Here is a 25,151-nt window from a genome sequence, read left to right as displayed (position 1 = left end):
GGATGCAGATGATTCCCGGTGAAATCATCGCCGCCGCAGGCGAAATCGAACTGAATCCGGGTCGGCCGGTGATCGGGCTGCAGGTCGTCAACGCCGGCGACCGCCCCGTGCAGGTCGGCAGCCACGTGCATTTCCCGAATGCCAACGCCGCATTGAAATTCGATCGGGTCACCGCGCACGGCTACCGTCTCGACATTCCGGCGGGTACCGCGGTGCGTTTCGAACCCGGTATCGCGCAGCAGGTATCACTGGTGCCGATCGCCGGGGCGCGGGTCGTCCCGGGCATCGCCCTGCCCGCGACGGGAGCGCTCGATGACTAGCGGATCGACCGGCGGTTCCCGGCTCTCCCGGGAACGCTACGCACAGCTCTACGGTCCGACGGTCGGCGATCGAATCCGCCTGGCGGACACGGATCTGCTGATCGAGGTCACCGAAGACCGCTGCGGCGGACCGAATTCCGGGCTGGCGGGCGACGAGGCCGTCTTCGGCGGCGGCAAGGTGATCCGCGAATCGATGGGCCAGGCCCGCGCCACCCGGGCCGAGGGTGCTCCGGATACCGTGATCACCGGCGCGGTGGTCGTCGATCACTGGGGAATCATCAAGGCCGACATCGGTATTCGGGACGGCCGGATCGTGGCGCTCGGCAAGGCCGGCAACCCGGACACGATGGATGGCGTACATCCGGACCTGGTGATCGGCCCCGGCACGGAGGTGATCAGCGGCAACGGCCGGATCGTCACGGCCGGCGCCATCGACTGTCACGTGCATTTCATCTGCCCGCAGATCCTGGATGAGGCGATCGGATCGGGCATCACCACGCTGGTCGGCGGCGGGACCGGTCCCGCGGAGGGCAGCAAGGCGACGACGGTCACCCCGGGCGCCTGGCATCTCGCGTCGATGCTGGCCGCCACCGATGGCTGGCCCGTCAATATTGCGCTGCTCGGCAAGGGCAACACGGTCAGCGCCGAGTCGATGTGGGAACAATTACGCGCCGGCGCTTCGGGTTTCAAGCTACACGAGGACTGGGGGTCGACCCCGGCGGCCATCGATGCCTGCCTGCGGGTCTGCGATGAATCGGGGGTGCAGGCGGCGCTGCACTCGGACACGCTGAACGAGGCGGGTTTCGTCGAGGAGACACTGCGGGCCATCGGCGGCCGCGGGATTCACTCGTATCACACGGAGGGCGCGGGCGGCGGGCACGCGCCGGACATCATCACGGTCGCGGCGCAGCCGCATGTGCTGCCGAGCTCCACCAACCCCACCCGGCCGCATACTGTGAACACCCTCGACGAGCATCTGGACATGTTGATGGTGTGCCATCATCTGAATCCCTCGGTGCCCGAGGATCTCGCGTTCGCGGAGAGCCGGATCCGGCCGTCCACCATCGCGGCCGAGGACCTGCTGCACGACATGGGCGCGATCTCGATGATCGGATCGGACTCGCAGGCGATGGGGCGCATCGGCGAGGTGGTGATGCGGACCTGGCAGACCGCGCACGTGATGAAGGCCAAGCGCGGCTCGCTCGCGGGAGATACTGCCGCGGACAACAATCGGGTTCGACGCTACATCGCGAAGTACACGATCTGCCCGGCGATCGCCCACGGGCTCGACCACGAGGTCGGTTCGGTGGAGCCCGGCAAGCTCGCCGACCTGGTGCTGTGGGAACCGGCCTTCTTCGGCGTGCGTCCGCACGCCGTGCTCAAGGGCGGCGCGATCGCCTGGGCCGCGATGGGTGACGCCAACGCCTCGATTCCGACGCCGCAGCCGGTGCTGCCGCGCCCGATGTTCGGCGCGGCGCCGGCGGTGGCGGCCGCCGCGTCCGTGAGTTTCGTTGCGCAGCAGGCGCTCGACGACGGGTTGGCCGATCGACTCGGGTTGGCGCGGCGACTGTCGCCGGTCGGCAATGTGCGCGGGCTGACCAAGGCCGACATGCCCGGTAACGATGCGATGCCCGACATTCGGGTGGACCCGGACACCTTCACAGTGCGTATAGACGGCGACGTCTGGGACCAGCCGCCGGTCGCCGAGCTGCCGATGGCGCAGCGCTACTTCCTGTTCTGAGTGATTCGCGATGAACCTGGCAATGATGTTGACGCTCGCCGATTCTCGGCTGCCGGTCGGCGGTCACGTGCATTCCGGCGGTATCGAGCAGGCCATCGCCGATGGACTGGTGCGCAACGTGGACACGGTGCGCGACTTTCTCATTCGGCGTATCGACACCGCAGGCCTGGTCGGGGCATCGGTCGCGGTGGCGGTCGCCCGCGGGGTGCTGACGCCGGCGCGCGCCGATACCGAGATGGATGCCCGGACGCCGTCCGCTGCGGCTCGGGACGCCTCGCGCGCGCAGGGGCGCGGCATGGCGCGGCTGGCGAAAACGGTCTGGCCGCAGCATGACTGGTCGGTGATGCCGGCGAAACCGCATCTGCCGGTGATCGCCGGTGCTGTGGCCGCAGTCAGCGGTCTGGACGCGGCGCAGTGCGCCGGCGTCCTGGTGTATACGACGATGACCAGCTCGGCGACCGCCGCGCAACGGCTGCTGGGACTTGATCCGGCGGCCGTGGCCGCCATCGGGATCGAGCTGGCGCCGCGGTGCGATGCGGTCGCCACGCGGGCCTGCGAGGGGCTGGCGGACCTGTCGGATCCGCTGCTGGACATCCTCGCCGAGAAACATGTGCGGCAGGACATGCCGCTCTTCGCCTCCTGAAGACAGAAACCGCTAACGAGAGAAAGGCTCGGTATGCCACCGCATCTCATCGACGGGCAACCGCATTCGCACGACCTGGACCGGCCCAAGAGGGTCCGCGAGCCGGGGGAGGCGCTGCGCATCGGTATCGGCGGGCCGGTCGGCTCCGGCAAGACGGCGCTGGTCGCGGCGATCTGCCGGCAGCTGCGCGACGAACTGTCGGTCGCGGTGCTCACCAACGACATCTACACCACCGAGGATGCGGATTTCCTGCGCCGCAACGCCGTGCTGCCGGATGAGCGCATCACCGCTGTGCAGACGGGCGGCTGCCCGCATACGGCGATCCGCGATGACATCACCGCGAATCTGGACGCCATCGACGATCTGGTGGCCGCGAATCCGCCGCTCGATCTGATCCTCGTCGAGTCCGGCGGCGACAATCTGACAGCGACCTTCTCCAGTGGGCTCATCGATGTGCAGATCTTCGTCATCGACGTCGCTGGCGGCGACAAGGTGCCCCGTAAGGGCGGACCGGGCGTCACCTACTCGGATCTGCTGGTGGTCAACAAGACCGACCTGGCGCCCTTCGTCGGGGCCAGCCTGCAGGTGATGCGAGACGATGCCGCGAAGGTCCGCGATGGCCGCCGTACGGCGCTGACCTCGCTGACCGACGACCCGGCCGCCACCGAGGTCGTCGGCTGGGTCCGCGAGCAGCTCGCGTCGGTGGCGAACTGACGATCGGCGGCGCGGAGCGAGAACCGGTGACGTGAAAACATTTGTGGCGCTGAGCGCATTCGTCGGTCGACGGCCGGTCATCCGGGCCGACGGCGGGATCGCCGTCCGGCAGACCGGGCCGAACACGGTGCATCTGGTGTCGGCGGCCGCGACACCGCTCGGCGGCGACGTCATCGAGATCGGTATCGATGTGGCGGACGGCGCCGAGCTCGCGGTGCATTCGGTGGCCGCGATGCTGGCGCTGCCCGGCCGCGACGAACCCCGCTCATCCTCGACCTGGAATATCCGGTTGGGGGAGGGCTCCCGGCTGCTGCTCGACCCGTTGCCGACCGTGATCGCGGACGGCGCCGAACACAATTCGACGGTGAACGCGGAGCTGGCGGCGACTGCGTCGCTGCGGATCACCGAACGAATTCAGGTAGGCCGCAGTGGGGAGGCCGGCGGTAGCTGGTCGGGCCGGATGACGGTCGACGTGGCCGGCGAACCGCTGCTGCGGCACCAGGTCTGTCTCGGCGGTGCGGGGGACCGGCTGTCGGATGCGCGCGCGCTGACGTCCGAGCTGTGTTTTCCCGACGAGCGGCCGGTCGAGGTGGCCGGCGATTTCGTGCGGATGGCACTCGCCGGCGGCGGGACGCTCAGCTGTAGCCTCGCGAAGACCTTGAAGCCAGAAAACCTGAAACCCTGACCGCTCAGGGGTTTTGACCCCTTATTCGGGATCAGTCGCCTGCGTGGTCAGGGTTTCAGGGCCCCTAGGTGGTGACTAGGTCTGCGCCGGCAGCACGTGCTCGCCGGTCTTGTCGCAGGACAGCGCCAGCGAACTGATGTACTGCTTTTCGCCGTTCGGTCCGGGCTTGGCCGACGCGATCATGTCGGGGCGCTCGAACTCGAGTCCGGTCACGCAGCAGGTGAGCGTGGCATCGCTGGGGTTGCCGTATTCGTCGAACATCGGCAGATCGATGCCGTCGTCGGTGCGCCGCAGGTAGTACTTGCCTTTGGTGGCGATGGCCAGCACCGGCGGCAGCACCAGCGCCAGGACCGCGGCGACGATGGGCGAATACGGCTGCAGCGCATCGCCGAACACGTGGAAGTACACCAGGATCGACAGTCCGGCCGCTGCGATCACCGACACGAAGCCGACCGGGTTCACCGAATAGAGCATGCCCCGGCGGAATTCCGGCACCTTCGGTGAGATCTTGAGCAGGTACTTGTTAATCGCGATGTCGGAGGCGACCGCCACGATCCAGGCGATGCCGCAGTTGGCGTAGAAGTTGAGCAGGTTGTTCAGGAAGCTGAACATGTCCGACTCCATGAGTACCAAGGCGATTGCCACGTTTATGACGATGAAGATCAGTCGGCCCGGGTAGGTCTTGGTGACGCGGGTGAAGCTGTTGGTCCACGCCAGCGATCCCGAGTAGGCATTGGTGACGTTGATCTTGATCTGACTGATGACCACCAGGATCACCGCCAGCGTCAGGGCCAGCCAGTGCGGCAGGAAGTCGTCGTAGATGGCCAGGAACTGATGCACGGGCTGGTTGGCGACGCCGGCCTCGGAGGCGGTGTGCGCGATGAGGTAAACGGCGAGGAACAGTCCGATGATCTGCTTGATGGCGCCGAAGATCACCCAGCCGGGGCCGGCCAGCAGCACGGCGGTCCACCATTTGCGGTTGTTCTCCGGGGTTTTCGGCGGCATGAAGCGCAGGTAGTCGATCTGCTCGGCGATCTGGGCGATGAGCGACAGGCAGACGCCGGCGGCGAGCATGGTGCCCGCGAAGCTGACGCCGTGGCCGGCCTTGGCGTCGGTGCCGCCGGAGAACGACATGAACGTGCTGAACGAGGACGGATGGCTGATGGCCAGGTAGGCGAACGGGAGGACCATCATTACCAGCCACAGCGGCGTGGTCCAGACCTGGAGCTTGGCAAGGGCTTTCATTCCGTAGATCACCAGCGGAATGATGAGCACCGTCGACATCAGATAGCCGAGCCAGAGCGGTATGTGCAGGCCGAGTTTGAGGCCCTGCGCCATGATCGAGCCCTCAAGGGCGAAGAAGATGAACGTGAACGACGCGAAGATCACGTTGGTGACGACCGAGCCGTAGTAGCCGAAGCCGCTACCGCGGGTGACGAGATCCAGGTCGATGTTGTACCGCGCGGCGTAGAACGCGAGCGGGTAGCCGGTCAGCATGATCACCACGGCAAAGATGCCGATGCCCAGCAAGGCATTTCCGGTGCCGTTCGCGATGCCGACGTTGGCGCCGATGGAGAAGTCGGCCAGATAGGCGATGCCGCCCAGCGCGGAGGTGGCGACGACCGCCGGCCCCCACTTCCGGTAGCTCCGGGGCGCGAACCGCAGGGTGTAGTCCTCCAGCGTCTCCCGGGATCGGGATTGCGCAGTAGCGCCGGCCGGCGCCGTTGCCTTTGAGGATTCGCGGCCATCACCGACCGCGGCTGATTCGAGTGTTTGCGACATGCGAGAAAAGTAGGAGCGCGGTGTGTCTGCGAATGTGCGTCTGTGTTTCGGCTCGGTAAATGGATCCAGGGGGTATTTACGCTGTTTACCCGTATTGCCGGTTATTCGCCGAACTGACGATCCACTGCGACGTCATCGGCGTCGGCTCCCCGGAACCGGGCCGTCACCTCGGTAGTCTGTCCTCGTGACCGACGCCGAATTGCCCCCGGAGCATGTCATCAAGACCTTCGGGCTCGACGAGGATGAGCCCGTCGAGCTCGGCGATCACTGGTCGGGCGGATGGCGATTCGGCGAGGTGGTGCTGTCGCAGGTGCCCGATCACGCTCGCGCGGCGTGGTCCGCGACCGTGCGTGAGGACCTGTATGTCGACGGCCTCCGGATCGCCCGTCCCGTCCGATCGACCGACGGCCGGTATGTGGTGAGCGGGTGGCGCGCCGACAGTTACATCGCGGGATCGCCCGAACCCCGGCACGACGAGGTCGTCCTGATGGCCAATCGGCTGCATCAGGCGACCGCCGATCTGGAGCGCCCGCGGTTTCTGCAGCAGCAGCCCGGCCCGCCGTATACCGACGTCGACGTGTTCGTCGCGGCCGATCGTGCCGCGTGGGAGGACGTTCCGCTGAAGACCGCCCGGGCGGCCGGGATGGATCAGCCGACCTCGCCGGACGGCGTCACCAGCATGGAGATGGTGAAAACGCTTGCAACGCTGCGCCGCAAGGTCGACATCGAATCGCAGCTGGTGCACGGGGACCTCTTCGGTTCGGTCCTGTTCGCCGGGAGCGCGGCCCCCGGGATCACCGACATCACCCCGTACTGGCGCCCGGCATCCTGGGCCGCTGCGGTGGTCGTGGTGGACGCCCTCGCTTGGGGCGGCGCCGACGATGCGCTCATCGAACGGTGGGAAGAGATGCCGGAGTGGCCGCAGATGCTGTTGCGGGCGTTGATATTCCGGCTGGCCGTGCACGCGCTGCATCCCCGGTCGTCGTCGGGGGCGCTCGTCGGCCTCCAGCGGGCGACCGACCTGATCCGGCTGACCGTCTAGGCCGACTGACCGATCAGGATCGGCGTGCGGCGGGTGTGATGACGATGCGTCGTGTGCCGCCCGGGGTGGTCCAGATCCGTCCGATCTCTGCCAACGGCATCGGTTTCGCGTCGATGACGAACTGCCCATCAGCGATTTCCCGCACCAGTTGGGGGAGTTCCTCCAGATAGTCGCCGCGCTCGAGGGAGCCCTGCCCGCTGCCGACGATCTGCAGTCGACTGGACCGCAGTGCGGCCGACGGGATGGGCGCGGTTGGTCCGGCGACGGAACCGATTTGGATCCACGACAGGGGTTTGCCGCGATCGGGTCGTGCGGTCAGGACGGAGATCATGGCATTCGCGGAGGGCTCGCCCCACAGGAAGTCGAGTACCACGTCGACCTCCCCGGCGGCCCGGCCGAGCTGGTCTCCGTCGTCGAGTTGCGCGGTGTCGGTGGCGCCGAGTCCGGGAAGCGCCTCGAGCAGGTCGGCATTGCGCGCGGCGGCGACAATCTGACCGGCCCCCAGCCGTCGTGCCACTTGGACGGCCATCCGGCCGCTGCTGCCGGTCGCGCCGAGTATCAGAACGCGCTGTCCTAGGCTGAAGTCGATTCGTCGGCGCAGGGCCATCCACGATGCCATCGCCGGATTGAGCGCTGCGGCCACCGCGATCGTGTCGGCGTGTTCGGGCAGCGGGAAGCTGCGTCGAGTGTCGATGACGGTCTGCTCTGCCATAGAGCCGTGGTTCGTGTCGTCGAGGATGAAATAGCGCAGACCGCCCTCGGAGTCCCGACCGATGCCGTCGATCCCCGGGACCAGCGGTAGCACGCCGGTGCTGGTGTAGTGCGAACCGTCGGCTTGCGAGCGCACCCGCGGATGCAGGCCCGCTGCAATGACATCGACCAGGATCTCGTTGCGGTCGCCGGGGATCGGTGCGGGGATTTCGCTGTACCGAGGTGGGCTGTCGAAGGCGGTGACGACTGCGGCTTTCATCGGGAGCTCCTCGAGTAATTGGGTGGTAGTACAAACTAAAAATAGGTGGTATTACCAACTAGGTCAAGTAGGCTGTGGCCATGACGAAATCGAATCGGAAGGCTGGAACCCGCCCACCTGCCCATGACGACCTGGTGGATGGCCTGGTGCAGAACGCCTTTACGACGATGACGGTGCTGAATCAGGTGTGCGCCGAGCATGATTTGTCGCCCACACTGCTGCGGGTGCTCGCGATCCTGTGGGATCGACGACTGAAGATCACCGAACTGGCCGAGTATCTCGGTCTCGACAAATCCAGCATGACGGGACTGGTCAGCCGTGCGGAGAAACGTGGGTTGCTGCAGCGCATGCGCAATGCCGACGACGGTCGCGCGGTCGATGTCGTCATCACCGAAGAAGGGGCCGTGCTGGCACAGCGGGCCCGTGGCGAGATAGCGGGTGCACTCCGCCCGGTCACCGACAGGCTGAATGCAACTGACCGCCAGCGATTGCAGCTATTGCTACAGCGGATGCAGGCGGTGCAAGGCGATCCGCTGGCCGGCGACGGGTCAGAGTCTCGATAGCTCCTCGGCGGACAGTCGCGCGATCCGCATCCGCACCTTGCCGTCCCGGATCGGGACGCCTTCCGCGCGCAGCTCGGTGAGCTGGCGTTCGCGCAGATGCGTTGCGGGCGCGCCGGATACGCCGATCACCCGGTGCCAGGGCAGATCGCTGCTGTCGGTGCGCATGATCCAGCCGACGATCCGCGGGTTGGACAGTCCGGCGAGTTCGGCCAGATCGCCGTAGGTCGCGACGCGTCCCGGCGGAATCGCGGCCACGAATCCGCGCACCCGCTCGACATCCGCGTCCGAGACGGCCGCCATCTCAGCCGACCCGGGTGACGAGGTCGGCGACCAACTCGGGCCGGGCGAGCGGAACCATGTGGTCGCAATCGATTTCATGCATGGTGAACCGGTCGCCCTGTTGGGCGGCCAGTGCCGCGACGAAGTCGGCGGACACATAGGGCGGCTGCACCTTCAGGGCCTGGACCAGATGTACGGGGACGTCGGGCGGCGGCAGCGGGAACGGCCGGCACAGCTCGCCGAACATCCCGGCGGTTGCGGCGACCGACACCCGCCAGCCGACACCGTCGGCCTCGTCGCTCTCGGCGGTCGGCTGGCCGTCGGCGTAGTCGATCAGGTGCTGGTCGATCTCGACGTCCAGCAGTTCGTCGGCCACCTCCCACCACGACTCGGCGCGCTTCACCTCGCGGGCATGCTGGGCGTCCCGCATCGTCCAATGCGTGACGGTGTGCGTGGCGCCCGGCAGCACCTTGGTGCCGGGCACCGCGATCGCCGGGTCGAGCAGCACCAGCGCGTGCACGGGCACCCGCCGGGCGAGATGCACGGCCAGCAATCCGCCGAACGAGTGGCCGACCACGATCGGCGCCTGGCCGAGTTCATCGACCAGCGGCGCGAGCGCGTCGATGTGCTCCTCCAGATGCCAGGGCGGCTCCCACGGCGAATGCCCGTGGCCGAGCAGGTCGGGGGCGATGATCCGGTGTTCGGGCAAATCGGCGGCCAGTCGGTGCCAGCGTCGACCGTGCCCGGTCAGTCCGTGAAGCGCGACCACGGGCCGACCGTCGACCGGACCGAATGTCTCCACATGCAATGCGCGCACCGACCCATGGTGCCGTACGGCGGACCCGCGGTGTCGGGCCGTGTCCTGTCGGCGGCTCGTGATTGCATGAACGAATGACCGACGCGCCTCGCAAGCCGGTGCGCATCGATCTCGTGCGCGAGCCGCCGGTACCCGAGCCGGCGCGACGCTGGCCCGCCGAGATCGCCGCGCTGCTGGCTCCCGCCGACCCCGATGCGGAGTCGGCGGCACGGTCGGGCGCGGGCGCACAGTGGGCGCCGTACCGGGTGCGCGGCGGCCCGGGGACCGGCAAGACCAGCCTGCTCGTCGACATCGTCACCAGCCGGCTCGCGGCTGGTGCCGATCCGGAGTCGATTCTGGTGCTCACCGCCAGCCGCCGGTCGGCGGCGGCGATGCGAGCCCGGATCAGTGCCGGGATGCTCGGCGGCGCGGACCGGGGCCGGCCCCCCGAGGCCGGAGGCCGTTCGGCGCCCCTGTCGGCCCGGGAACCGTTGGTGCGGACCATCCACTCGTACGCCTTTGCGGTGCTGCGACTGCGTGCGGTCGCGCATGACGACCCGCCGCCGCGGCTGATCACCGGGTCCGAGCAGGATGCCGTCCTGCGGGAGTTGTTGGCGGGCGATATCGACGACGGTGCGCGGTACTGGCCGCCGCATCTGCGTCCGGCGTTGGGCACCAACGGTTTTGCACAGGCGCTGCGCGACCTGATGATGCGCGCCGCCGAGCGCGGGGTGGGTCCGGAGCAGCTCATCGCGTTGGGCCGCAAGCATCGAAAGCCCGAGTGGGAGGCCGCCGGCAAGGCCTGGCGCGTCTACGAGCAGAGCACGCTGCTGCGCGGCGCGGTCGGCCGGCAGGCGCCGCAGGCCACCGCGCCGGCCGTCGACGCGGCCGAACTGATCGGCTCCGCGCTCGATGCCTTGGCGGCCGACCCCGACCTGCTCGCCGCCCAGCGCGGCCGCCTTCGCTGCCTGCTGGTGGACGACGCGCAGCATCTCGATCCGCAGGCGGCCGAACTCATCCGGCGCGTCGGCGTCGGTGCGGACATCGCCGTGATCACCGGCGACGCCGACCAGTCGATCTACGGATTCCGCGGCGCCAGCGCGGCATTCCTCAACGACCTGGACACCGGCGACGCGACCCGAGATCTGTTCCTCGGCACGAACTTCCGGTCGGGTCCGACCTTGAACAGGGTGGGGCAGTCGATCGCCGCCCGGCTGCCCGGGGCGCGCCGCAACCGCGTCGCGGACGCGGCGGGGCCCGAGCCGATCGGTGAGTCCGGCGTCGGCGTGAAGGTGCTCTCGTCGACGGCCAAAGAGGCGACCGCGGTGGCGGATCTGCTGCGCCGCGCGCACCTCTATCACAACGTGCCCTGGTCGGAGATGGCCGTGATCGTGCGGTCCGTGCCGCGGGCGATGATCCCGCTGCGTCGGGCGCTGCGGTCGGCGGGAGTGCCGCTCACGACACCGGCGGCCGAATTGCCGATCGCGCGGCAGCCGCTGGTGGCGGCGCTGCTGCTGGCATTGCGGGCGGTGTCCGGGCCGCTCGATGCCGATCAGGTCACCGACCTGCTCACCGGGCCGATCGGCCGGGCCGACCCCGCGGCGATGCGTCGACTGCGGCGTGCGATCCGGCGCGTCGAGTCGGCACGGGCCGAGGCCGGGCAGGAGCCGCGGGACAGCACCGCGGTGCTCATCGAGTTGCTGGCCGCTGCGGAGGCGGACGCCGGCTATCTGGCCGAGCTCACCGATTTCGAGCGCACGCCGATCCAGACCGTGCGCCGGGTGATCGATGCCGCCCGCCGGGCCGAGGAACAGCGGCGCGGTATCGAGGACATCGTGTGGTCGACCTGGCAGGCAACGCAATTGGAGCGACGGCTGGCCGGTAGTGCACTGCGCGGCGGTGCGGCGGGCGACCAGGCCGACCGCGACCTCGATGCCGTGCTCGCGATGTTCGACGCGGCCGCGAACTTCGCCGACAGCCTGCCGGCGGCGCGGCTCGACGGATTCGTCAGCTATCTCGATGAACTGCAGATCCCCGGCGAATCGGCAACCGCCGCCGCCCGCACGGACGCGGTGACGGTGCTGTCGGCGCACGCCGCGACCGGGCGGGAATGGGACGTGGTGGCGGTGCCGGGCGTCCAGGACGGCCTGTGGCCGAGCCTGCGCAGCCGCGGAAGCATCTTGGGCACAACGCAATTGGTGGACCTGCTGGACGGTATCGACGAGCAGGCGCTGGGCACGGTGTCGCGCTCGGCGCTGGCGCTGGCCGAGGAACGCCGGCTGCTGCTCGTGGCCTGCAGCCGGGCCCGGCGGCAGCTGCTGGTCACTGCGGTCGACGATGGCGGCGGCGAGGACGCGCCGTCGAGGTTCGTCGGCGAACTCGCGGGCATCGTCGCGAGCCTGGGAGACGGACGCGATCCCGATACCGACGGCGACGACCCGCCGATCGAATCCGAGATCGAACTCGATCCCGGGGTGCGCCGCACCCTGTCGTTGCCGTCGCTGATCGCCGAACTCCGGTCGCAGGTGGTGTCGATCGAGCCCGGCGCGATGCCGACCCCCCGGCAGGAGGCGGCGGCCCGCCTGCTGGCCAGGCTGGCCGACGCGGAGGTGCCGGGCGCGCATCCGGTGGATTGGTACGGCCTCGCCGGTCCGAGCACGTCCCAGCCGCTGTGGAGCGGATCGGGTCCGGTGACCCTGTCGCCGTCCGCGGTCGATGTGCTGTCGACGTGTTCGCTGCGCTGGATGCTCGAACGCTTCGGCGGCCGCGACGGCGACAGCCAGCCCGCGGTCACCGGCACGCTGGTGCACACGCTCGTCCAGGCGGTCGCGGGCAACATCCCGCCCGACGAGGTCGCCGCGGCACTGCGTCGGGTATGGGATCACATCGACGTTGGGGCGCAATGGTTCTCCGACTCGGAGCTGGCGCGGACCGACGCGATGCTGACCAACTTCCGGGATTGGCTGCGGCTCTCGCGGGACTCGCTCACCGAGACCGGCGTGGAGGTCGACGTCGAGGCGGTGGTGCCGGCCGGGCCGGTGGACATCGTCGCCGCCGGGGAGGACGGTCAGGACCCGGACGTGCAGACCGTAGATGCGCCGCCGATTCGATTGCGCGGACGCATCGACCGGCTCGAACGCGACAGTGCCGGTCGGCCGGTCGTGATCGATGTGAAGACGGCGAAGACGACGATCTCGGTGGAACAGGCGACCACGCATGCGCAGCTCGCGACGTATCAGCTCGCCCTGGCTCTCGACGGGGTTCCCGGGGTGTCCGGGCCGCCGGGCGGCGGTCAGCTGGTGTACGTCAACAACGCCAACCAGAAGACCGGTGCCGCGGTCCGGCAGCAGTCGCCATTGGACGCCGAACAGTTGGCGACGCAGACCGCACAGGTTCGCGCGGCCGGAATCGCCAGCATCGGACCGGGATTCGTCGCGGCGGTCAATCCCGGATGCGGGCATTGCGGGCTGCAGTCCAGTTGCCCGGCGCAGCTGGCGGGGCGGACGGTCACCGATGACTGAGCCCGCGCGGTCGCTTGTGCCCGCGGCGGAACTGGCCGCAGCACTGGGCCTTCCGCCGCCGACCGACGAGCAGATCGCCGTCATCGAGGCGCCGATGGAGCCCATGCTGGTGGTCGCCGGGGCGGGTGCCGGCAAGACCGAGACCATGGCCTCGCGGGTGGTCTGGTTGGTGGCCAACCGTTTCGTCGACCCGGATCAGATTCTGGGACTGACGTTCACCCGCAAGGCCGCCCAGGAACTCGCCGCGCGCATCCGCCGGCGCCTGTCGATGCTGGCGGGTGCGCCGGCGATGCGGCGCTGGGATCCCGACGGGGTCGTGCGCACTCGCATCCGCAGCTCGGATCCTCTGGTGAGCACTTATCACGCCTACGCCGGCCGGCTGGTCGCCGACTACGGGCTGCTGCTGCCGGTGGAGCCGACGTCGACGCTGCTGTCGGAGACCGAGCTGTGGCAGCTGGCGTTCTCGGTGGTGGCCAACTGGGACCGGGGCCTGCAGACGCCGAAGACGCCGAGCGGCGTCACCGAATCGATCCTCAAGCTGTACGGCGAAATCGCCGAGCACATGGTAGATCTGGACGACCTCGCGTCGGCGGGGTCCGACCTGTACGAGCTGATCGACACGTTGCCGAAAGGCAAGGGCCAGCGCGGCGGGCCGTCGCAGAAGCTGCGGAACATCCAGGCCGTCATCGACGAGCGGCGGGCGCTGATCCCGCTGGTGGTCGAGCTGGGCGCGCAGATGCGTGCGCAGTCGTCGCTGGACTTCGGCAGCCAGATGTCGCTGGCCGCGCGGCTGGTCAGCGAGCATCCGGAGGTCGCCGCGGCCGAGCGGGCTGCCGCGCGCGTGGTGCTGTTGGACGAGTACCAGGACACCGGGCATTCGCAGCGAATCCTGTTGTCGCAGTTGTTCACCGGCGGCACCGCCGTGACGGCGGTCGGCGATCCGATCCAGTCGATCTACGGCTGGCGCGGCGCGTCGGCGGCCAATCTGCCGCGTTTCACGACCGATTTCCGGTGCAGCGACGGTTCGCCGGCGCGGCGGCTGGAGCTCCTCACCAGCTGGCGCAATGCCCGGCATGCGCTCGACATCGCCAACGAGGCGTCGGCCGAACTCCGGTCGCGCGGCGTACCGGTCGGCACCCTGCGGCCCCGCCCGGATGCCCCGGCCGGCACGGTCGACCTGATGCTCGCCGAGACCGTCGACGACGAGCGCGAGTGGTGTGCGGACCAGGTCGCGACGCGCTACCGGGCGGCCGAGGATGCCGGTCGGCAACCCCCGACGGTGGCGATCCTGGTGCGCCGCAACGAGGATTCGGCGCCGCTGGCCGCTGCCCTCGAGCGCCGCGGCATCCCGGTCGAGGTCGTCGGCATCGGCGGGCTGCTGCATGTCCCTGAGGTCGCCGACATCGTCGCCACGTTGTCGCTGATGGCCGACCCGATGGCCGGCACCGCGGCGATGCGGCTGCTCACCGGGCCGCGGTGGCAGATCGGTGCGCATGATCTGGCCGCGTTGTGGCGCCGCGCCACGGATCTGGCGGCCCTCGAGTTCGCCGGTCGGTCGTCGGCGCTGACCACCACCGAGCAGTTGGCCGAGGCGCTGGATGCGGCGATCCCAGCCGACGTGAGCGACCGCGCCGGCCTGGGCGATGCCCTGGCCGATCCCGGGCCGCCATCGCTGTATTCGCCGGAGGGCTATCGCCGGATCACCCTGCTGGGCGGGCAGATCGAACGGCTTCGCGGTCGCATCGGCATCCCGCTGCCCGAGCTGGTCGCCGAGGTCGAGCGGGTCAGCGGGGTGGCCGTCGAGGCACAGGTCCGGGCCCGCCGGATGCGTGGAAACACCACGGGCCGAGAACATCTCGACGCTTTTGCCACCTATGTCGCCGACTATGCGGGCCGGTCCGGGGCCACCCTGCCGGGTCTGCTGGCCTTCCTGGATTCGGCGGTCGTCATCGAAAAGGGCTTGGAGCCGGGCAAGATCGAGCCGACAGGTGATCGCGTCCAGATCCTCACGGTGCACGCGGCCAAAGGGCTCGAATGGGATGTGGTGGCGCTGCCGCACCTGGCAAAGGGCGTCTTCCCGAGCAGCAAGGCCGACGGCACCTGGCTCGGCAGCGCCCGCGAACTACCGCCCGAGCTGCGCGGCGACCTCGCGGATCATCTGGGGGGAGAGGGATTCCCGCCGATCGATCTGCGGAACCTGAGCGATCGCAAGCAGCTCGACGACGCGATCGAGGACCACAAGGAAGCGCTGCGGCAGCGCAAGCTCGAAGAGGATCGGCGGCTGCTGTACGTCGCGCTGACCCGTACCAAGGATGCGCTGCTGATCTCCGGGCATCAGTGGGGCGACGGGTCGGCCAAGCCGCGGGGCCCGTCGCCGTTCCTGGTCGAACTGCACGGCATCGTCGAGCAACTCCTCGCAGACAGGGAGGCCGTCGACGAGGGAATGGGCGATGAGTCCGGTCTGGTCATCCACGACTGGTGTCCGGATCCGACCGAGGGTGCCGAGAATCCATTGGCGGCCAAGGTGATCGCGAAGCACTGGCCGCCGGACGGCCTGGGCCCGCGACGGGACCCGGTCGCCACCGGCGCGGCCCTGGTGCTGGCCGCGCAGCAGGCGAGCGGCGAGCCGACGCTGTTCGATGCGAACGCCGATCCGGCCGACCCGGCCGCCGACCCGCTCATCGCCGAATGGGAGTCGGAGCTGGAGGTGCTGCTCGCCGAACGTGAGCGCGGCATCGACCGCCGGGTGGAAATCGCGATGCCGCAAAACCTTTCGGTCAGTCAGATGGTCGAGCTGGACTCCGACGAGCAGGCGTTCGCCCGGCGGCTCCGACGGCCGCTGCCGTACAAGCCGAATCCGTTGGCCCGCCGCGGCACGGCGTTCCACGCTTGGATCGAGCGACGATTCGGCGCTACTCGGCTGCTGGATCTGGACGAGTTGCCGGGTGCGGCGGACGCGGCGGACGGTTCGGATGCCGACCTGGCGGAGCTGCAGGAGAAGTTCCTGGCCTCACCGTGGGCGTCGCGAAGCCCCAGCGAGGTGGAGGTGCCGTTCGAAACGGTCATCGGCGACACCATCATTCGCGGCCGGATCGACGCGGTATTCGCCGAGCCGGACCCTGCGACCGGCGTGACGGGCTGGTTCGTCGTGGACTGGAAGACCGGCGCGCCGCCGACCGAGAAGGGCCGCAAAGCCGTCGACATCCAGTTGGCGGCCTACCGGGTGGCCTGGTCGGAGCTGACGGGTGCGCCGATCGAGACGGTGCGGGCGGGATTCCATTACGTGCGGGCCGAACTCACCGTGGAACCCACGGATCTGCCCGATCGTGCGGAGCTGGCAGACCTGTTGCGCGGCACGCGCACGCCGTAGCCGTTACTCGGGCCGCAGAGCCGGGTCTCGGTAGACGCGCAGCGCCGCCCAGATCATCGGGATCTGCAGCGGTAGGCGGGCCCACGCCAGGATCCGCATCGGCAGGGGCTTGTCCTTCCAGAGCCGCACCATGTTGACGTTCGCCGGAAACACTCCGAGGAACAGCAGCACCGCGGCGAGGGCGCCCAGACGTCTGGTCCGCGGGATCACCAGGGCAGTGCCCACACCCAGTTCTGCGACCCCCGACGCGACGGTCCAGGTGCGTTTGGACAGCGGCAGTTCATCCGGGATCAGATAGTCGAACGGCTCCGGCACCGCCATGTGCGTCGTGCCCATGCCGACCAGAGCGAAACCCATTCCACGAGCGAGTTGATCGTTGCGCATGGTGTCCACCCTGCCGTATCGGCGCCGTCGCCGCCGCCGAGTCCACACAGTGGCGCGGTCGTGGTTGCGCTCCGCGGTCTCGCGATAGGGTTTGCCGCATGGCACGGCGGCGGTGGCGAGACGGCATCACCAGCGAACCGGCATATGCATTGGTGGGGACGCTGCGGATCCCCGGCACGGCGATCAGTCCCGGGCGGGCGGTCCTGCGCCGGGTGCTGCTGGCGCTCGGCATCCTGTTCGCCGCGATGCTCATCGTATACGCCGATCGATCCGGATATCGCGATGTGCAGGACAACGACCTGTCGTTCCTCGATGCCGCGTACTACACGACGGTGTCGCTCTCGACGACCGGCTACGGCGACGTCACCCCGTTCACGCCCGAGGCACGATTGATCAACGTCCTGCTGATCACGCCGCTGCGGGTGCTCTTCCTGATCACGTTGGTCGGCACCACGCTGGAGGTGCTGACCGAACGGTCGCGGCAGGCCGCGAAGATTCGACGTTGGAGGTCACAGGTGCACGATCACACGATCATCATCGGCTATGGCACCAAGGGCAAGACCGCGGTCGACGCGATGCTGGGCGACGGGGCCAAGCCGACCTCCATCGTCGTCGTCGATCCGAATCAGACCGAGCTGGACGCCGCCGAGCGCGACGGACTGGTCACCGTGCGCGGCGACGGCACCAAGTCGGATGTGCTGCGGTTGGCCGGCGTCGAACAGGCCGCGTCGATCGTCATCGCGCCGAACCGCGACGACACCACCGTCCTGGCGACGTTGACGGCGCGGGAACTGGCGCCCAAGGCGAAGATCGTCGTCGCGGTGCGGGAGGCCGAGAACACCCATCTGATGCGGCAGTCGGGCGCCGACTCGGTGGTGGTGTCGGCGGAGACCGCCGGCCGACTGCTGGGCCTGGCCACCTCGACGCCGTCCGTCGTCGAGGTGATCGAGGATCTCCTGTCGCCCGAGGACGGCCTGGGCATCGGCGAGCGCGATGCCGAACCGACCGAATATGGCGGCTCCCCGCGTCACACCGGCGACATGGTGCTCGCGGTGGTGCGCGGCGGCTCGGTGCATCGCGTGCACGACGTGGACTCGATCGAAGAAGGCGACCGGCTGCTCTATGTCCGGCGAGGAGGCATGTGAGATGGCTGATTTCACGCTGATCGATCCGCCGATGCTGTCCCGCGCGACCTTCGACCGGGCCGACGAGCTGCGCGATGACGTCGAGCGTTTACGAGCCGGTTGGGCGAGCGCCGAGGTGCTGCTGGTCGACAAGCACGGCGGCTTCGTCGTCGACGACGGCAAGCTGCGCTGGACCCGCGCCGCCGACATCGCCGAGGAGCCGCCGACCGAAGCGGTCTTCCTCGGGCTGGGCGCGTCCGGCGATCTGTGGGCGATGCGGGTCGACGAGCTGGACGGCCCGGCGACGGACGCCCGGCGCGCGGGCGGCCGACTGTCCGGCGAGGACGCCGGCCTTCTCGCCACCGCCCTGGGGATACTCAATTGGCATGCGGCCGCGGCCTTCTCGCCGGTCACCGGGGAGGCGACCACGATCGGGCACGCCGGCTGGGTGCGTCGCGGCGCCGACGGCGCGGAGGAGTATCCGCGCACCGACCCGGCCATCATCACGGTCGTGCATGACGGTGCCGATCGAGTGCTGCTCGGGCGGCAGTCCGTGTGGCCAGAGGGGTGGTACTCGACCCTCGCCGGCTTCGTCGAGCCGGGAGAGTCGTTGGAGCAGTGTGTGATCCGGGAGGTCTACGAGGAGGTCGGGGTGCGGGTGCGAAACCCGCGATACCTCGGCAGCCAGCCCTGGCCGTTTCCGCGATCGCTGATGCTGGGCTTCGAGGCGCAGGCTGATCCCGCTGAGCCGCTGGACTTTCGCGACGGAGAGATCGAAGACGCCAAGTGGTTCGAGCGTTCGCAGGTGGTCGAGGCGCTCGAGGCCGGGCGCGAGTGGCGGCCGGGTGATTCAGTACCTGACAGCGGGCTGCTGTTGCCGGGCAACGTCTCTATCGCCCATATGCTGATCCGCTCCTGGGCGTTCACCGCCGTTTGACCTCAACATCGGTTGAGGTCGTAACCTCGCGGCCATGACGGATGTACAGCGTTACCTGCGCCGAATCGGCTACCGCGGCACCCCTACGCCCGACCGCGCCCTGCTCGACGAGTTCCTGCGCCTGCATGTGGAGGCGATCCCGTTCGAGAATGTGACGAGCTACGCGCCGGGTCCGTCGCCGGACGGTGCGGTGGATCTGGACCCGGATGCGGTGGCGGACAAGCTGCTCGGCGCGGTCGACGGCGGCCCGCGCCGCGGCGGGTACTGCATGGAGCATGCGACGCTGCTGCAGGCGGTATTGCCGCAGTTGGGCTTCGCGGTTCGCGGCGCCTGGGGCCGGGTGCTGTCGGAACCCGGCAGCGCGCCGGGTACCCGCACGCATTTCGTCACGATCGTGACGCTCGGCGGGCGAAACCTGTTGGTGGATCCCGGGAACGGCGGCATGACGCCGACCGGCACGATCGACCTCGATGATCGCGGTGCGGTGCAGTCGACCCCGCATGACCGCTATCGCGTGGTGTCGCCGGCCGAGGCCGGAGTGCACTCGGACGCAGCGCCGGACGCCGACCTGGTGCTGCAGTTGCAGCTGGTCGTCGACGGCGAGCGGTCGTGGCGCAGCCTGTACACACTCGATCTGTCGCCGGTCGCCGCGGGGGACGTGGCGGTCGCCAACTGGTTCGTCTCCACGTCGCCGGCGTCGCCGTTCACGGGCACTCTGATGGCGGCGCTCGCGACCGAGGGCGCCCGAATCACGCTTGCCGACACCGTGTTCCGGCGTCGGTCCGCGGGGGCCGTCGACAAGCGGACGCTTGCCGGCGCCGACGACCTGCGCGCGGCCTTCGATGAGCTGCACATCGACGCGTCGCCCGAGGCGATCGCCGCGGTGTCCGCTCGACTGTTCGCCGGCGGGGAACGCTAGACCGCGAAGCGGATCACCGACGCGATCCCGGCCACCAGGCAGTAGATCGCGAACGGGGTCAGCGTTCGGGTGGTGAAGAACTTCGTGAGGAACTTGACGGACACGAAGGCCGCGACGAATGCCACGACCGCGCCGACGATGATCTGCCCGTGAATGCCGTCCCCCTGCGGACCGGCCAGCTCGGGGATCTTCAGGACGCCGGCGGCCAGGATCACCGGCGTGGCCAGCATGAACGCGAACTTGGCGGCGTCCTCGTGATTGAGCCCGCGCAACAGCCCGCCGACGATGGTGACACCGGAGCGGCTGATGCCGGCGAACAACGCGAGAATCTGCAGCGAGCCGATGCCACCGGCCTCCGGGAAGCTGAGCGCGGTGATCTCGCGGTCGTGGTGCGGATCGTCCCACGACGGCCGGGCCTCGACGAGCGCCGCCGATCGTCGTCGCAGCATCTCGACGGTCGCCAGGACGAGGCCGTTGATCGTCAGGAAGATCGCGGCCGCAAGGGGTTTCGCGAATAGCTCGCGAAGCGGCTTGTCCAGTACGAGCCCGACGATGCCGACGGGAATGGTCGCGACGATGATCATCCACGCAAGCTTCTGCGACGATGTCTCGATGCGCCGCGTGCGTAACGTCGTGAGAAATGCGCCGATCACATCGACCCAGTCGCGCCAGTAGAACCACAGCAGCGCGAACGCGGTCGCGACATGCAACGCCACGATGAACGCCAGAAACGGCGTGCCGTTCTTGGAATCGCCCTCGGTGACCAACTGCTGCCACGCGCCCCCGATCCACGCCGGAACCAGGACGGAATGGCCGAGGCTGGAGATCGGGAAGAGTTCCGTGACGCCCTGCAGGGCACCCAGAACGACGGACTGCGCATAGGTCAGTGTCGACACCCCGACACAATGCGGGATCGGTCAGTCGAGCGGCAACTTTGCGTGCCGCATATGACCAGTTGAGGGCATATATCCGCTACCGCGGCAGGGTCAGAGGGCGAGCTTCTTGCGCACATCTGCGATCGACGGATTGGTGGCCGTGGTGCCATCGGCGTACTTGACGGTCGGAACGACGTGGTTGCCGCCGTTGACGCTCCCGACGAAGTCGGCGGCCGCGGGATCCTCTTCGATGTTGACCTCGTCCCAGGTGACGCCCAGGGTCTTCAGGCCCGCCTTGAGGCGGTTGCAGTAGCCACACCAGGTGGTGGTGTACATGGTCAACGTCGGATTCTGGGTCAACGTCGGATTCTCGCTCATGTCGTCCATAACATCACGTGGCTAGGGGCTGTTCCCGATCCGCCCGCGGTGTGACCGGCTACTCGGCGGGCCGAGGTGTCAGCATGCGGGTGGCGGCGTCCGCGACCACATCGGCAAGACCGGGAGGAATCGGTCGATGCGAGCTCAGGTGCCGCCGGACGGCCGCATACGGCAGATCCACGATCGCCAGATACACCAGCTGCTTGTCGACGCCGGATTCCTTCGCGACGCCGCGCGCCACTGCCGAGATCCGGGTGAAGAACGTCTGGTCCGAGTCGATGACGGCGTCGAGCGTTTCCGCCGGCCAGTCGTCCGGAGTGAACGCCGCGCGCCCGGCGAGCAGTACGGCGCCGCGATCGGCGTCAGTGCGGCAGAACTCGATGGTCGCGCGCACCGCCCGCAGCGCGCTCTCGGTCGGCCGGCGTTCGTCGAGCACGTCGAGGACCTGCTGGTGAAAGCACGTGACGGTATCCAGCCAGACGGCTCCGCGCAACGCGGCACGGCTCGCGAATCGGTGATAGATCGACCCGCTCGGGGCGCCGAGCCGGGTCGCGACCGCGCTCATGGTGATCGCATCAGGTCCGCCCTCGCCCGCGATCGCCGAGGCCGCGGCGACGATGGCGGCGGCGTCGTATTTCGTGGGCCGACCCATGGGCATGAGAGTAGGGTAGCTTTTATTAGAGAGTAATCTCTAAAAAGGAGGATGTGATGACCACCGAACTCGGTACGGATGCGGACGCGATGCTCGACTTCGCGGCGAAGGTGCTGGCGGCCCAGCCCTTCAGCGTCTTCGTGGGCGCGCGGATGGTCGAATTCGGTTCCGGATCCGCCACGCTGGGGCTGGATATGGCCGATCATCACCGGCAGCAGCACGGGTACCTGCACGGCGGCATGATCGGCTATCTCGCCGACAACGCCCTGACCTTCGCCGGCGGCAGCGTGCTCGGCCCGAACGTGCTGACCGCGGGGATGACCCTCGACTATCTGCGGCCGGTCACCGGGCCGCAGGTGCTGGCCATCGCGGAGGTCATCGACCACACCGAACGCATGGCCGTCTGCCGCTGCCGGATCGTCTCGGTCGGCGCCGCCGGCGAGCGCACCGACTGCGCACATGCGCAGGGCACCATTCGCGCGGCCGGTCGCGCGCAGTCGTCGGAGCAGTAGGCCGGTTCGCAAGCGGGCGACCGGCGCGACCCTGTCGGAGCCGATTGTCATACTGGGGGCATGACATCGCCCGAGGGGGCGGGCGCAGACCTTGACCCCGAGCAGCTCGCCGCGGTGATGGCCCCTCGGGGCCCGGTCTGCGTGCTGGCGGGCGCCGGCACCGGCAAGACGCGCACCATCACCCGACGCATCGCGCACCTGGTGTCGTCGGGCCATGTTCGGGGTTCGCAGGTGCTGGCCGTGACGTTCACCGCGCGCGCCGCGGGCGAGATGCGCACCCGACTGCGGTCCCTGGGCATCGGCGGGGGATCGGACGCGGTGCAGGCGTTGACCTTCCACGCCGCAGCCCGCCGGCAGCTTCGGTATTTCTGGCCGCAGGCGATCGGCGATTCCCGCTGGGAGCTGCTGGACAACAAGTTTCCGGTGGTCGGCCGCGCCGCCCGGCTCGCCGAACTGGGCACCTCCACCGAGACGCTGCGCGACCTGTCATCGGAGATCGAATGGGCGAAGGCATCGCTGATCGGGCCCGACGGCTATGTGGCCGCCGCCGAACGCAATCGCCGCGAGACGCCGTTCCCGGCCGCGCAGGTCGCCCGGGTGTACGCCGCCTATGAGGAACTCAAGCGGTCCCCGGACGGGGACTACCTGCTCGATTTCGATGATCTGCTGCTGATGACCACGGGCATCCTGCGCGACAATCCGACCGTCGCTGCCGAATTCCGGGACAGGTACCGGTGTTTCGTCGTCGACGAGTACCAGGACGTGACGCCGGCGCAGCAGGGGCTGCTCGATGCGTGGCTGGGCGAGCGGGACGACCTGACCGTGGTCGGCGATGCCAACCAGACGATCTACTCGTTCACCGGCGCCAGCCCGAAGTATCTGCTCGATTTCTCCCGGCGTTTCCCGGATGCGACGGTCGTCCGGCTCGAACGCGACTACCGCTCGACACCCGAGGTGGTGTCGTTGGCCAACCGGACCATCGGCGCGGCGCGTGGGCGGATCGCCGGCACGCGGCTGCAGCTGATCGGTCAGCGTCCGCCGGGTCCCGAACCGTATTTCGCGGAGTTCGATGATGAGCCGGCCGAGGCGGCCGCGGTGGCACGATCGGTGAAACGGCTTATCGGGCAGGGCGTTCCGGCCGCGGAGATCGCGATCCTGTACCGCGTCAACGCCCAGTCCGAGGCCCATGAGCAGGCGCTCACCGCCGCCGGGATCCCGTACCAGGTGCGTGGCGGCGAGGCGTTCTTCCAGCGCACCGAGATCCGGCAGGCGATGCGCTCGGTCCAGCAGGCCGCGGGCCGCGACGATCTGCCGGCCGATGCCGACGTGAAGACGGTGCTCAAGGCGATCCTGGTGCCGCTGGGCCTCACCGACGAGTCCCCGGCCGGCGCGAAGGCGCGCGAGCGCTGGGAGTCGTTGCGTGCCTTGGAGAATCTCGCCGACGAGTTGATCGAGCACGAGCCCGCGTTGACGCTGCAGCAACTGTCGGCCGAGCTGGTCACCCGCTCCGAGGCGCGGCATCCGCCGACGGTGCAGGGCGTCACCCTGTCGTCGCTGCACGCGGCCAAGGGCCTCGAATGGGATGCGGTATTCCTCGTCGGCCTGGTCGACGGCTCGGTTCCGATCACCCAATCGTTCGGCGACGACGCCGCGATCGAGGAAGAACGGCGGCTGCTCTACGTCGGTGTCACCCGTGCGCGCGAACATCTGCAGCTGTCGTGGGCGTTGGCGCGCAACGAGGGCGGCCGACGCGGGCGGCGACGGTCCCGATTCCTCATCGAGCTGGTGCCGGACGACTCGCCGGCGTCGATGGCGGCGCAGCCGCCGAAGCGGACGCGTTCGGCGCCGACCTGCCGGGTGTGCGGCAAACGGCTGATCGGGAAGACGGCCTCGCTGCTGGGCCGCTGCGAGAGCTGCCCGTCCGATCTCGACGAGGAGCTGCTGCTGGCCCTGAAGGAATGGCGGTCGGGTCAGGCGAAAGCGCAGAAGGTGCCGGCCTTCGTGGTGTTCTCCGACAACACTCTCACCGCAATCGCCGAGCAGGCGCCGCAGGATGTGCCCGGGCTGGTCAAGATCCCCGGCATCGGGCCCAAGAAGTTGGACCAGTACGGAGCCGAGCTCTTGGATCTCATCAAAACCGCAGGTCAAAAATAGGTTGAGTCTCCAGTGACTCTTCCCTAAAGTAATCATCGTCAGCACGGGCTGGCGGCTGGTCTCATCGCCCAGGCGCCGCCAATCGTGGAAGCGTTCGACATCAGGAAGGAGTGGAGCAGTGAACAGCAAGATGATCTTCGCCGGTCAGTTGCGTGACGCAGCTGTAGCCGACGCCGCTGCCCATACCTGGTGCGAGCCGTCGGCACGAGCCGCTCATGCAGCCACGCCACCCGCGAATCCCGTGCGTACTCGCAGTCCGATCTGACGGACTATCGCTTTCGAGGCCACGGAATTCGCACCGGCGAAACCCGTGGCCTTTTTCGTGGAACGACCATCGATCACGTCGCACACGAACCCCACCGGCCCCGGGTATCGCCACCACAGACCCGAGATGGAACAAACCAGTGGAGGACCCGCAATGATGACCGTAGAAAGCAACAGCGAGTCGTGTACTAGGGCGAACCTGGTATCACGCAACAGCATCCCCTGCCGGGAGGTTGACGCGGATCTCTGGTTCGCCGAGAACCCGGTCCTGCTGGAGCAGGCCAAGGCGCTGTGCGTCGACTGCCCGCTCCGCAATGAATGCCTCAGTGCCGCACTGGATCGTGCCGAGCCGTGGGGCGTGTGGGGTGGCGAGATCTTCGAGCAGGGCGTGATCATCGCGCGCAAGCGGCCGCGTGGTCGCCCTCGGAAGAATCCAGTCGCCGCATGACATCCGGCGCACACAGGGACCCGCTCCGGGATGGTGAATCGCCAAGAGATGGCGAGAGGGGAACGACCCCAGCCGATT

At 68.7% G+C, this 25,151-nt stretch carries 23 protein-coding genes; 15 read left to right on the top strand and 8 right to left on the bottom strand.

The genetic code is table 11. The features are described 5' to 3' along the window. Positions 1-8: 8 nt before the first annotated feature. Genes G341_RS0119930 through G341_RS0119910 form a run of 5 tightly spaced genes read left to right on the top strand, consistent with a single transcriptional unit; the run spans position 9 to position 4,103 of the window. Positions 9-320 (top strand): urease subunit beta, encoded by a 312-nt coding sequence (locus G341_RS0119930; protein ID WP_026303934.1) that lies wholly within the window; start codon positions 9-11, stop codon positions 318-320. Beyond that, positions 313-2,061, top strand: coding sequence for an urease subunit alpha (locus G341_RS0119925; protein ID WP_018180943.1), 1,749 nt, complete (start codon positions 313-315; stop codon positions 2,059-2,061). Before G341_RS0119930 ends, G341_RS0119925 begins: the two co-directional genes overlap by 8 nt. Positions 2,062-2,071: 10 nt before the next feature. Continuing rightward, entirely contained in the window at positions 2,072-2,704 is a 633-nt protein-coding gene (locus G341_RS0119920; protein WP_018180942.1) for an urease accessory protein UreF, read from the top strand. A gap of 33 nt (positions 2,705-2,737) precedes the next feature. Next, complete coding sequence (gene ureG / locus G341_RS0119915) at positions 2,738-3,418, top strand: urease accessory protein UreG (protein ID WP_018180941.1); 681 nt, start codon at positions 2,738-2,740, stop codon at positions 3,416-3,418. A gap of 31 nt (positions 3,419-3,449) precedes the next feature. Continuing rightward, positions 3,450-4,103, top strand: a complete 654-nt coding sequence (locus G341_RS0119910) for an urease accessory protein UreD (protein WP_026303933.1) — start codon at positions 3,450-3,452, stop codon at positions 4,101-4,103. Positions 4,104-4,178: 75 nt separating this feature from the next. On the opposite strand, the gene G341_RS0119905 is transcribed toward G341_RS0119910, so the two are convergent. Continuing rightward, complete coding sequence (locus G341_RS0119905; protein WP_018180939.1) at positions 4,179-5,885, bottom strand: purine-cytosine permease family protein; 1,707 nt, start codon at positions 5,883-5,885, stop codon at positions 4,179-4,181. A gap of 184 nt (positions 5,886-6,069) precedes the next feature. On the opposite strand from G341_RS0119905, the gene G341_RS0119900 reads away from it, so the two are divergent. Further along, positions 6,070-6,927, top strand: coding sequence for a TIGR02569 family protein (locus G341_RS0119900; protein ID WP_018180938.1), 858 nt, complete (start codon positions 6,070-6,072; stop codon positions 6,925-6,927). A 13-nt stretch (positions 6,928-6,940) separates the two neighbouring features. Here the strand turns inward: G341_RS0119900 and G341_RS0119895 are convergent, their stop codons facing one another. Further along, entirely contained in the window at positions 6,941-7,897 is a 957-nt protein-coding gene (locus tag G341_RS0119895; RefSeq protein ID WP_018180937.1) for a quinone oxidoreductase family protein, read from the bottom strand. 80 nt (positions 7,898-7,977) lie between these two features. On the opposite strand from G341_RS0119895, the gene G341_RS0119890 reads away from it, so the two are divergent. Beyond that, on the top strand, positions 7,978-8,460 hold the full coding sequence (locus tag G341_RS0119890) for a MarR family winged helix-turn-helix transcriptional regulator (RefSeq protein ID WP_051092882.1): 483 nt from the start codon (positions 7,978-7,980) through the stop codon (positions 8,458-8,460). On the opposite strand, the gene G341_RS22705 is transcribed toward G341_RS0119890, so the two are convergent. Together G341_RS22705 and G341_RS0119880 are read right to left on the bottom strand one after the other, a co-directional pair. Next, entirely contained in the window at positions 8,446-8,760 is a 315-nt protein-coding gene (locus G341_RS22705; RefSeq protein WP_018180935.1) for an MGMT family protein, read from the bottom strand. The genes G341_RS0119890 and G341_RS22705 overlap by 15 nt on opposite strands. A 1-nt stretch (position 8,761) precedes the next feature. Beyond that, on the bottom strand, positions 8,762-9,556 hold the full coding sequence (locus G341_RS0119880; protein WP_026303932.1) for an alpha/beta fold hydrolase: 795 nt from the start codon (positions 9,554-9,556) through the stop codon (positions 8,762-8,764). A gap of 74 nt (positions 9,557-9,630) precedes the next feature. On the opposite strand from G341_RS0119880, the gene G341_RS0119875 reads away from it, so the two are divergent. Both G341_RS0119875 and G341_RS0119870 read left to right on the top strand, forming a co-directional pair. Beyond that, positions 9,631-13,056, top strand: a complete 3,426-nt coding sequence (locus G341_RS0119875; RefSeq protein WP_018180933.1) for an ATP-dependent helicase — start codon at positions 9,631-9,633, stop codon at positions 13,054-13,056. Next, complete coding sequence (locus G341_RS0119870) at positions 13,049-16,426, top strand: ATP-dependent helicase (protein ID WP_026303931.1); 3,378 nt, start codon at positions 13,049-13,051, stop codon at positions 16,424-16,426. Before G341_RS0119875 ends, G341_RS0119870 begins: the two co-directional genes overlap by 8 nt. Positions 16,427-16,429: 3 nt before the next feature. On the opposite strand, the gene G341_RS0119865 is transcribed toward G341_RS0119870, so the two are convergent. Then, a complete protein-coding gene (locus G341_RS0119865) occupies positions 16,430-16,810 on the bottom strand; it encodes a DoxX family protein (RefSeq protein WP_043452192.1) in 381 nt (126 codons plus the stop codon). Positions 16,811-16,908: 98 nt separating this feature from the next. Between G341_RS0119865 and G341_RS0119860 the strand changes: the two genes are divergently transcribed. The 3 genes from G341_RS0119860 to G341_RS0119850 are packed head-to-tail and all read left to right on the top strand — an operon-like array spanning position 16,909 to position 19,790. Beyond that, positions 16,909-17,955: a potassium channel family protein gene (locus G341_RS0119860; protein ID WP_018180930.1), complete on the top strand. Its 1,047-nt coding sequence runs from the start codon at positions 16,909-16,911 to the stop codon at positions 17,953-17,955. A gap of 1 nt (position 17,956) precedes the next feature. Then, entirely contained in the window at positions 17,957-18,871 is a 915-nt protein-coding gene (gene nudC, locus G341_RS0119855; RefSeq protein WP_026303929.1) for an NAD(+) diphosphatase, read from the top strand. A gap of 34 nt (positions 18,872-18,905) precedes the next feature. After that, on the top strand, positions 18,906-19,790 hold the full coding sequence (locus G341_RS0119850) for an arylamine N-acetyltransferase family protein (RefSeq protein ID WP_018180928.1): 885 nt from the start codon (positions 18,906-18,908) through the stop codon (positions 19,788-19,790). On the opposite strand, the gene G341_RS0119845 is transcribed toward G341_RS0119850, so the two are convergent. From G341_RS0119845 to G341_RS22700, 3 genes are all read right to left on the bottom strand, one after another. Continuing rightward, a complete protein-coding gene (locus G341_RS0119845) occupies positions 19,787-20,686 on the bottom strand; it encodes an undecaprenyl-diphosphate phosphatase (RefSeq protein WP_018180927.1) in 900 nt (299 codons plus the stop codon). The genes G341_RS0119850 and G341_RS0119845 overlap by 4 nt on opposite strands. A 90-nt stretch (positions 20,687-20,776) precedes the next feature. Further along, positions 20,777-21,052, bottom strand: a complete 276-nt coding sequence (locus tag G341_RS0119840; protein WP_018180926.1) for a mycoredoxin — start codon at positions 21,050-21,052, stop codon at positions 20,777-20,779. Positions 21,053-21,101: 49 nt separating this feature from the next. Further along, complete coding sequence (locus tag G341_RS22700; RefSeq protein ID WP_018180925.1) at positions 21,102-21,695, bottom strand: TetR/AcrR family transcriptional regulator; 594 nt, start codon at positions 21,693-21,695, stop codon at positions 21,102-21,104. Positions 21,696-21,751: 56 nt separating this feature from the next. Here G341_RS22700 and G341_RS0119830 point away from each other — a divergent pair, with 56 nt between their 5' ends. The 3 genes from G341_RS0119830 to G341_RS0119820 all read left to right on the top strand — a co-directional run bounded on the left by G341_RS0119830 (position 21,752) and on the right by G341_RS0119820 (position 25,073). Then, complete coding sequence (locus G341_RS0119830) at positions 21,752-22,207, top strand: PaaI family thioesterase (RefSeq protein ID WP_018180924.1); 456 nt, start codon at positions 21,752-21,754, stop codon at positions 22,205-22,207. Positions 22,208-22,267: 60 nt separating this feature from the next. Next, positions 22,268-24,361, top strand: coding sequence for an ATP-dependent DNA helicase UvrD2 (locus G341_RS0119825; RefSeq protein ID WP_018180923.1), 2,094 nt, complete (start codon positions 22,268-22,270; stop codon positions 24,359-24,361). Between the two features lie 418 nt (positions 24,362-24,779). Then, positions 24,780-25,073, top strand: coding sequence for a WhiB family transcriptional regulator (locus tag G341_RS0119820; RefSeq protein WP_018180922.1), 294 nt, complete (start codon positions 24,780-24,782; stop codon positions 25,071-25,073). The last annotated feature ends 78 nt before the right edge of the window (positions 25,074-25,151 follow it).

Origin of the sequence: Jongsikchunia kroppenstedtii DSM 45133 (assembly GCF_000380485.1) — a bacterium.
GTDB classification, from domain to species: Bacteria; Actinomycetota; Actinomycetes; order Mycobacteriales; family Mycobacteriaceae; genus Jongsikchunia; species Jongsikchunia kroppenstedtii.
The sequence above is the reverse complement of the archived record's forward strand: the minus strand, read 5'-3'. Positions and strand labels throughout refer to the sequence as shown.

Coding starts and splice junctions, on each gene's coding strand:
- G341_RS0119930 (WP_026303934.1), top strand. CDS start 9: ATGATTCCCGGTGAAATCATCGCCGCCGCAGGCGAAATCGAACTGAAT.
- G341_RS0119925 (WP_018180943.1), top strand. CDS start 313: ATGACTAGCGGATCGACCGGCGGTTCCCGGCTCTCCCGGGAACGCTAC.
- G341_RS0119920 (WP_018180942.1), top strand. CDS start 2,072: ATGAACCTGGCAATGATGTTGACGCTCGCCGATTCTCGGCTGCCGGTC.
- ureG (WP_018180941.1), top strand. CDS start 2,738: ATGCCACCGCATCTCATCGACGGGCAACCGCATTCGCACGACCTGGAC.
- G341_RS0119905 (WP_018180939.1), bottom strand. CDS start 5,885: ATGTCGCAAACACTCGAATCAGCCGCGGTCGGTGATGGCCGCGAATCC.
- G341_RS0119895 (WP_018180937.1), bottom strand. CDS start 7,897: ATGAAAGCCGCAGTCGTCACCGCCTTCGACAGCCCACCTCGGTACAGC.
- G341_RS0119890 (WP_051092882.1), top strand. CDS start 7,978: ATGACGAAATCGAATCGGAAGGCTGGAACCCGCCCACCTGCCCATGAC.
- G341_RS22705 (WP_018180935.1), bottom strand. CDS start 8,760: ATGGCGGCCGTCTCGGACGCGGATGTCGAGCGGGTGCGCGGATTCGTG.
- G341_RS0119875 (WP_018180933.1), top strand. CDS start 9,631: ATGACCGACGCGCCTCGCAAGCCGGTGCGCATCGATCTCGTGCGCGAG.
- G341_RS0119870 (WP_026303931.1), top strand. CDS start 13,049: ATGACTGAGCCCGCGCGGTCGCTTGTGCCCGCGGCGGAACTGGCCGCA.
- G341_RS0119865 (WP_043452192.1), bottom strand. CDS start 16,810: ATGCGCAACGATCAACTCGCTCGTGGAATGGGTTTCGCTCTGGTCGGC.
- G341_RS0119860 (WP_018180930.1), top strand. CDS start 16,909: ATGGCACGGCGGCGGTGGCGAGACGGCATCACCAGCGAACCGGCATAT.
- nudC (WP_026303929.1), top strand. CDS start 17,957: ATGGCTGATTTCACGCTGATCGATCCGCCGATGCTGTCCCGCGCGACC.
- G341_RS0119850 (WP_018180928.1), top strand. CDS start 18,906: ATGACGGATGTACAGCGTTACCTGCGCCGAATCGGCTACCGCGGCACC.
- G341_RS0119840 (WP_018180926.1), bottom strand. CDS start 21,052: ATGGACGACATGAGCGAGAATCCGACGTTGACCCAGAATCCGACGTTG.
- G341_RS22700 (WP_018180925.1), bottom strand. CDS start 21,695: ATGGGTCGGCCCACGAAATACGACGCCGCCGCCATCGTCGCCGCGGCC.
- G341_RS0119830 (WP_018180924.1), top strand. CDS start 21,752: ATGACCACCGAACTCGGTACGGATGCGGACGCGATGCTCGACTTCGCG.
- G341_RS0119825 (WP_018180923.1), top strand. CDS start 22,268: ATGACATCGCCCGAGGGGGCGGGCGCAGACCTTGACCCCGAGCAGCTC.
- G341_RS0119820 (WP_018180922.1), top strand. CDS start 24,780: ATGATGACCGTAGAAAGCAACAGCGAGTCGTGTACTAGGGCGAACCTG.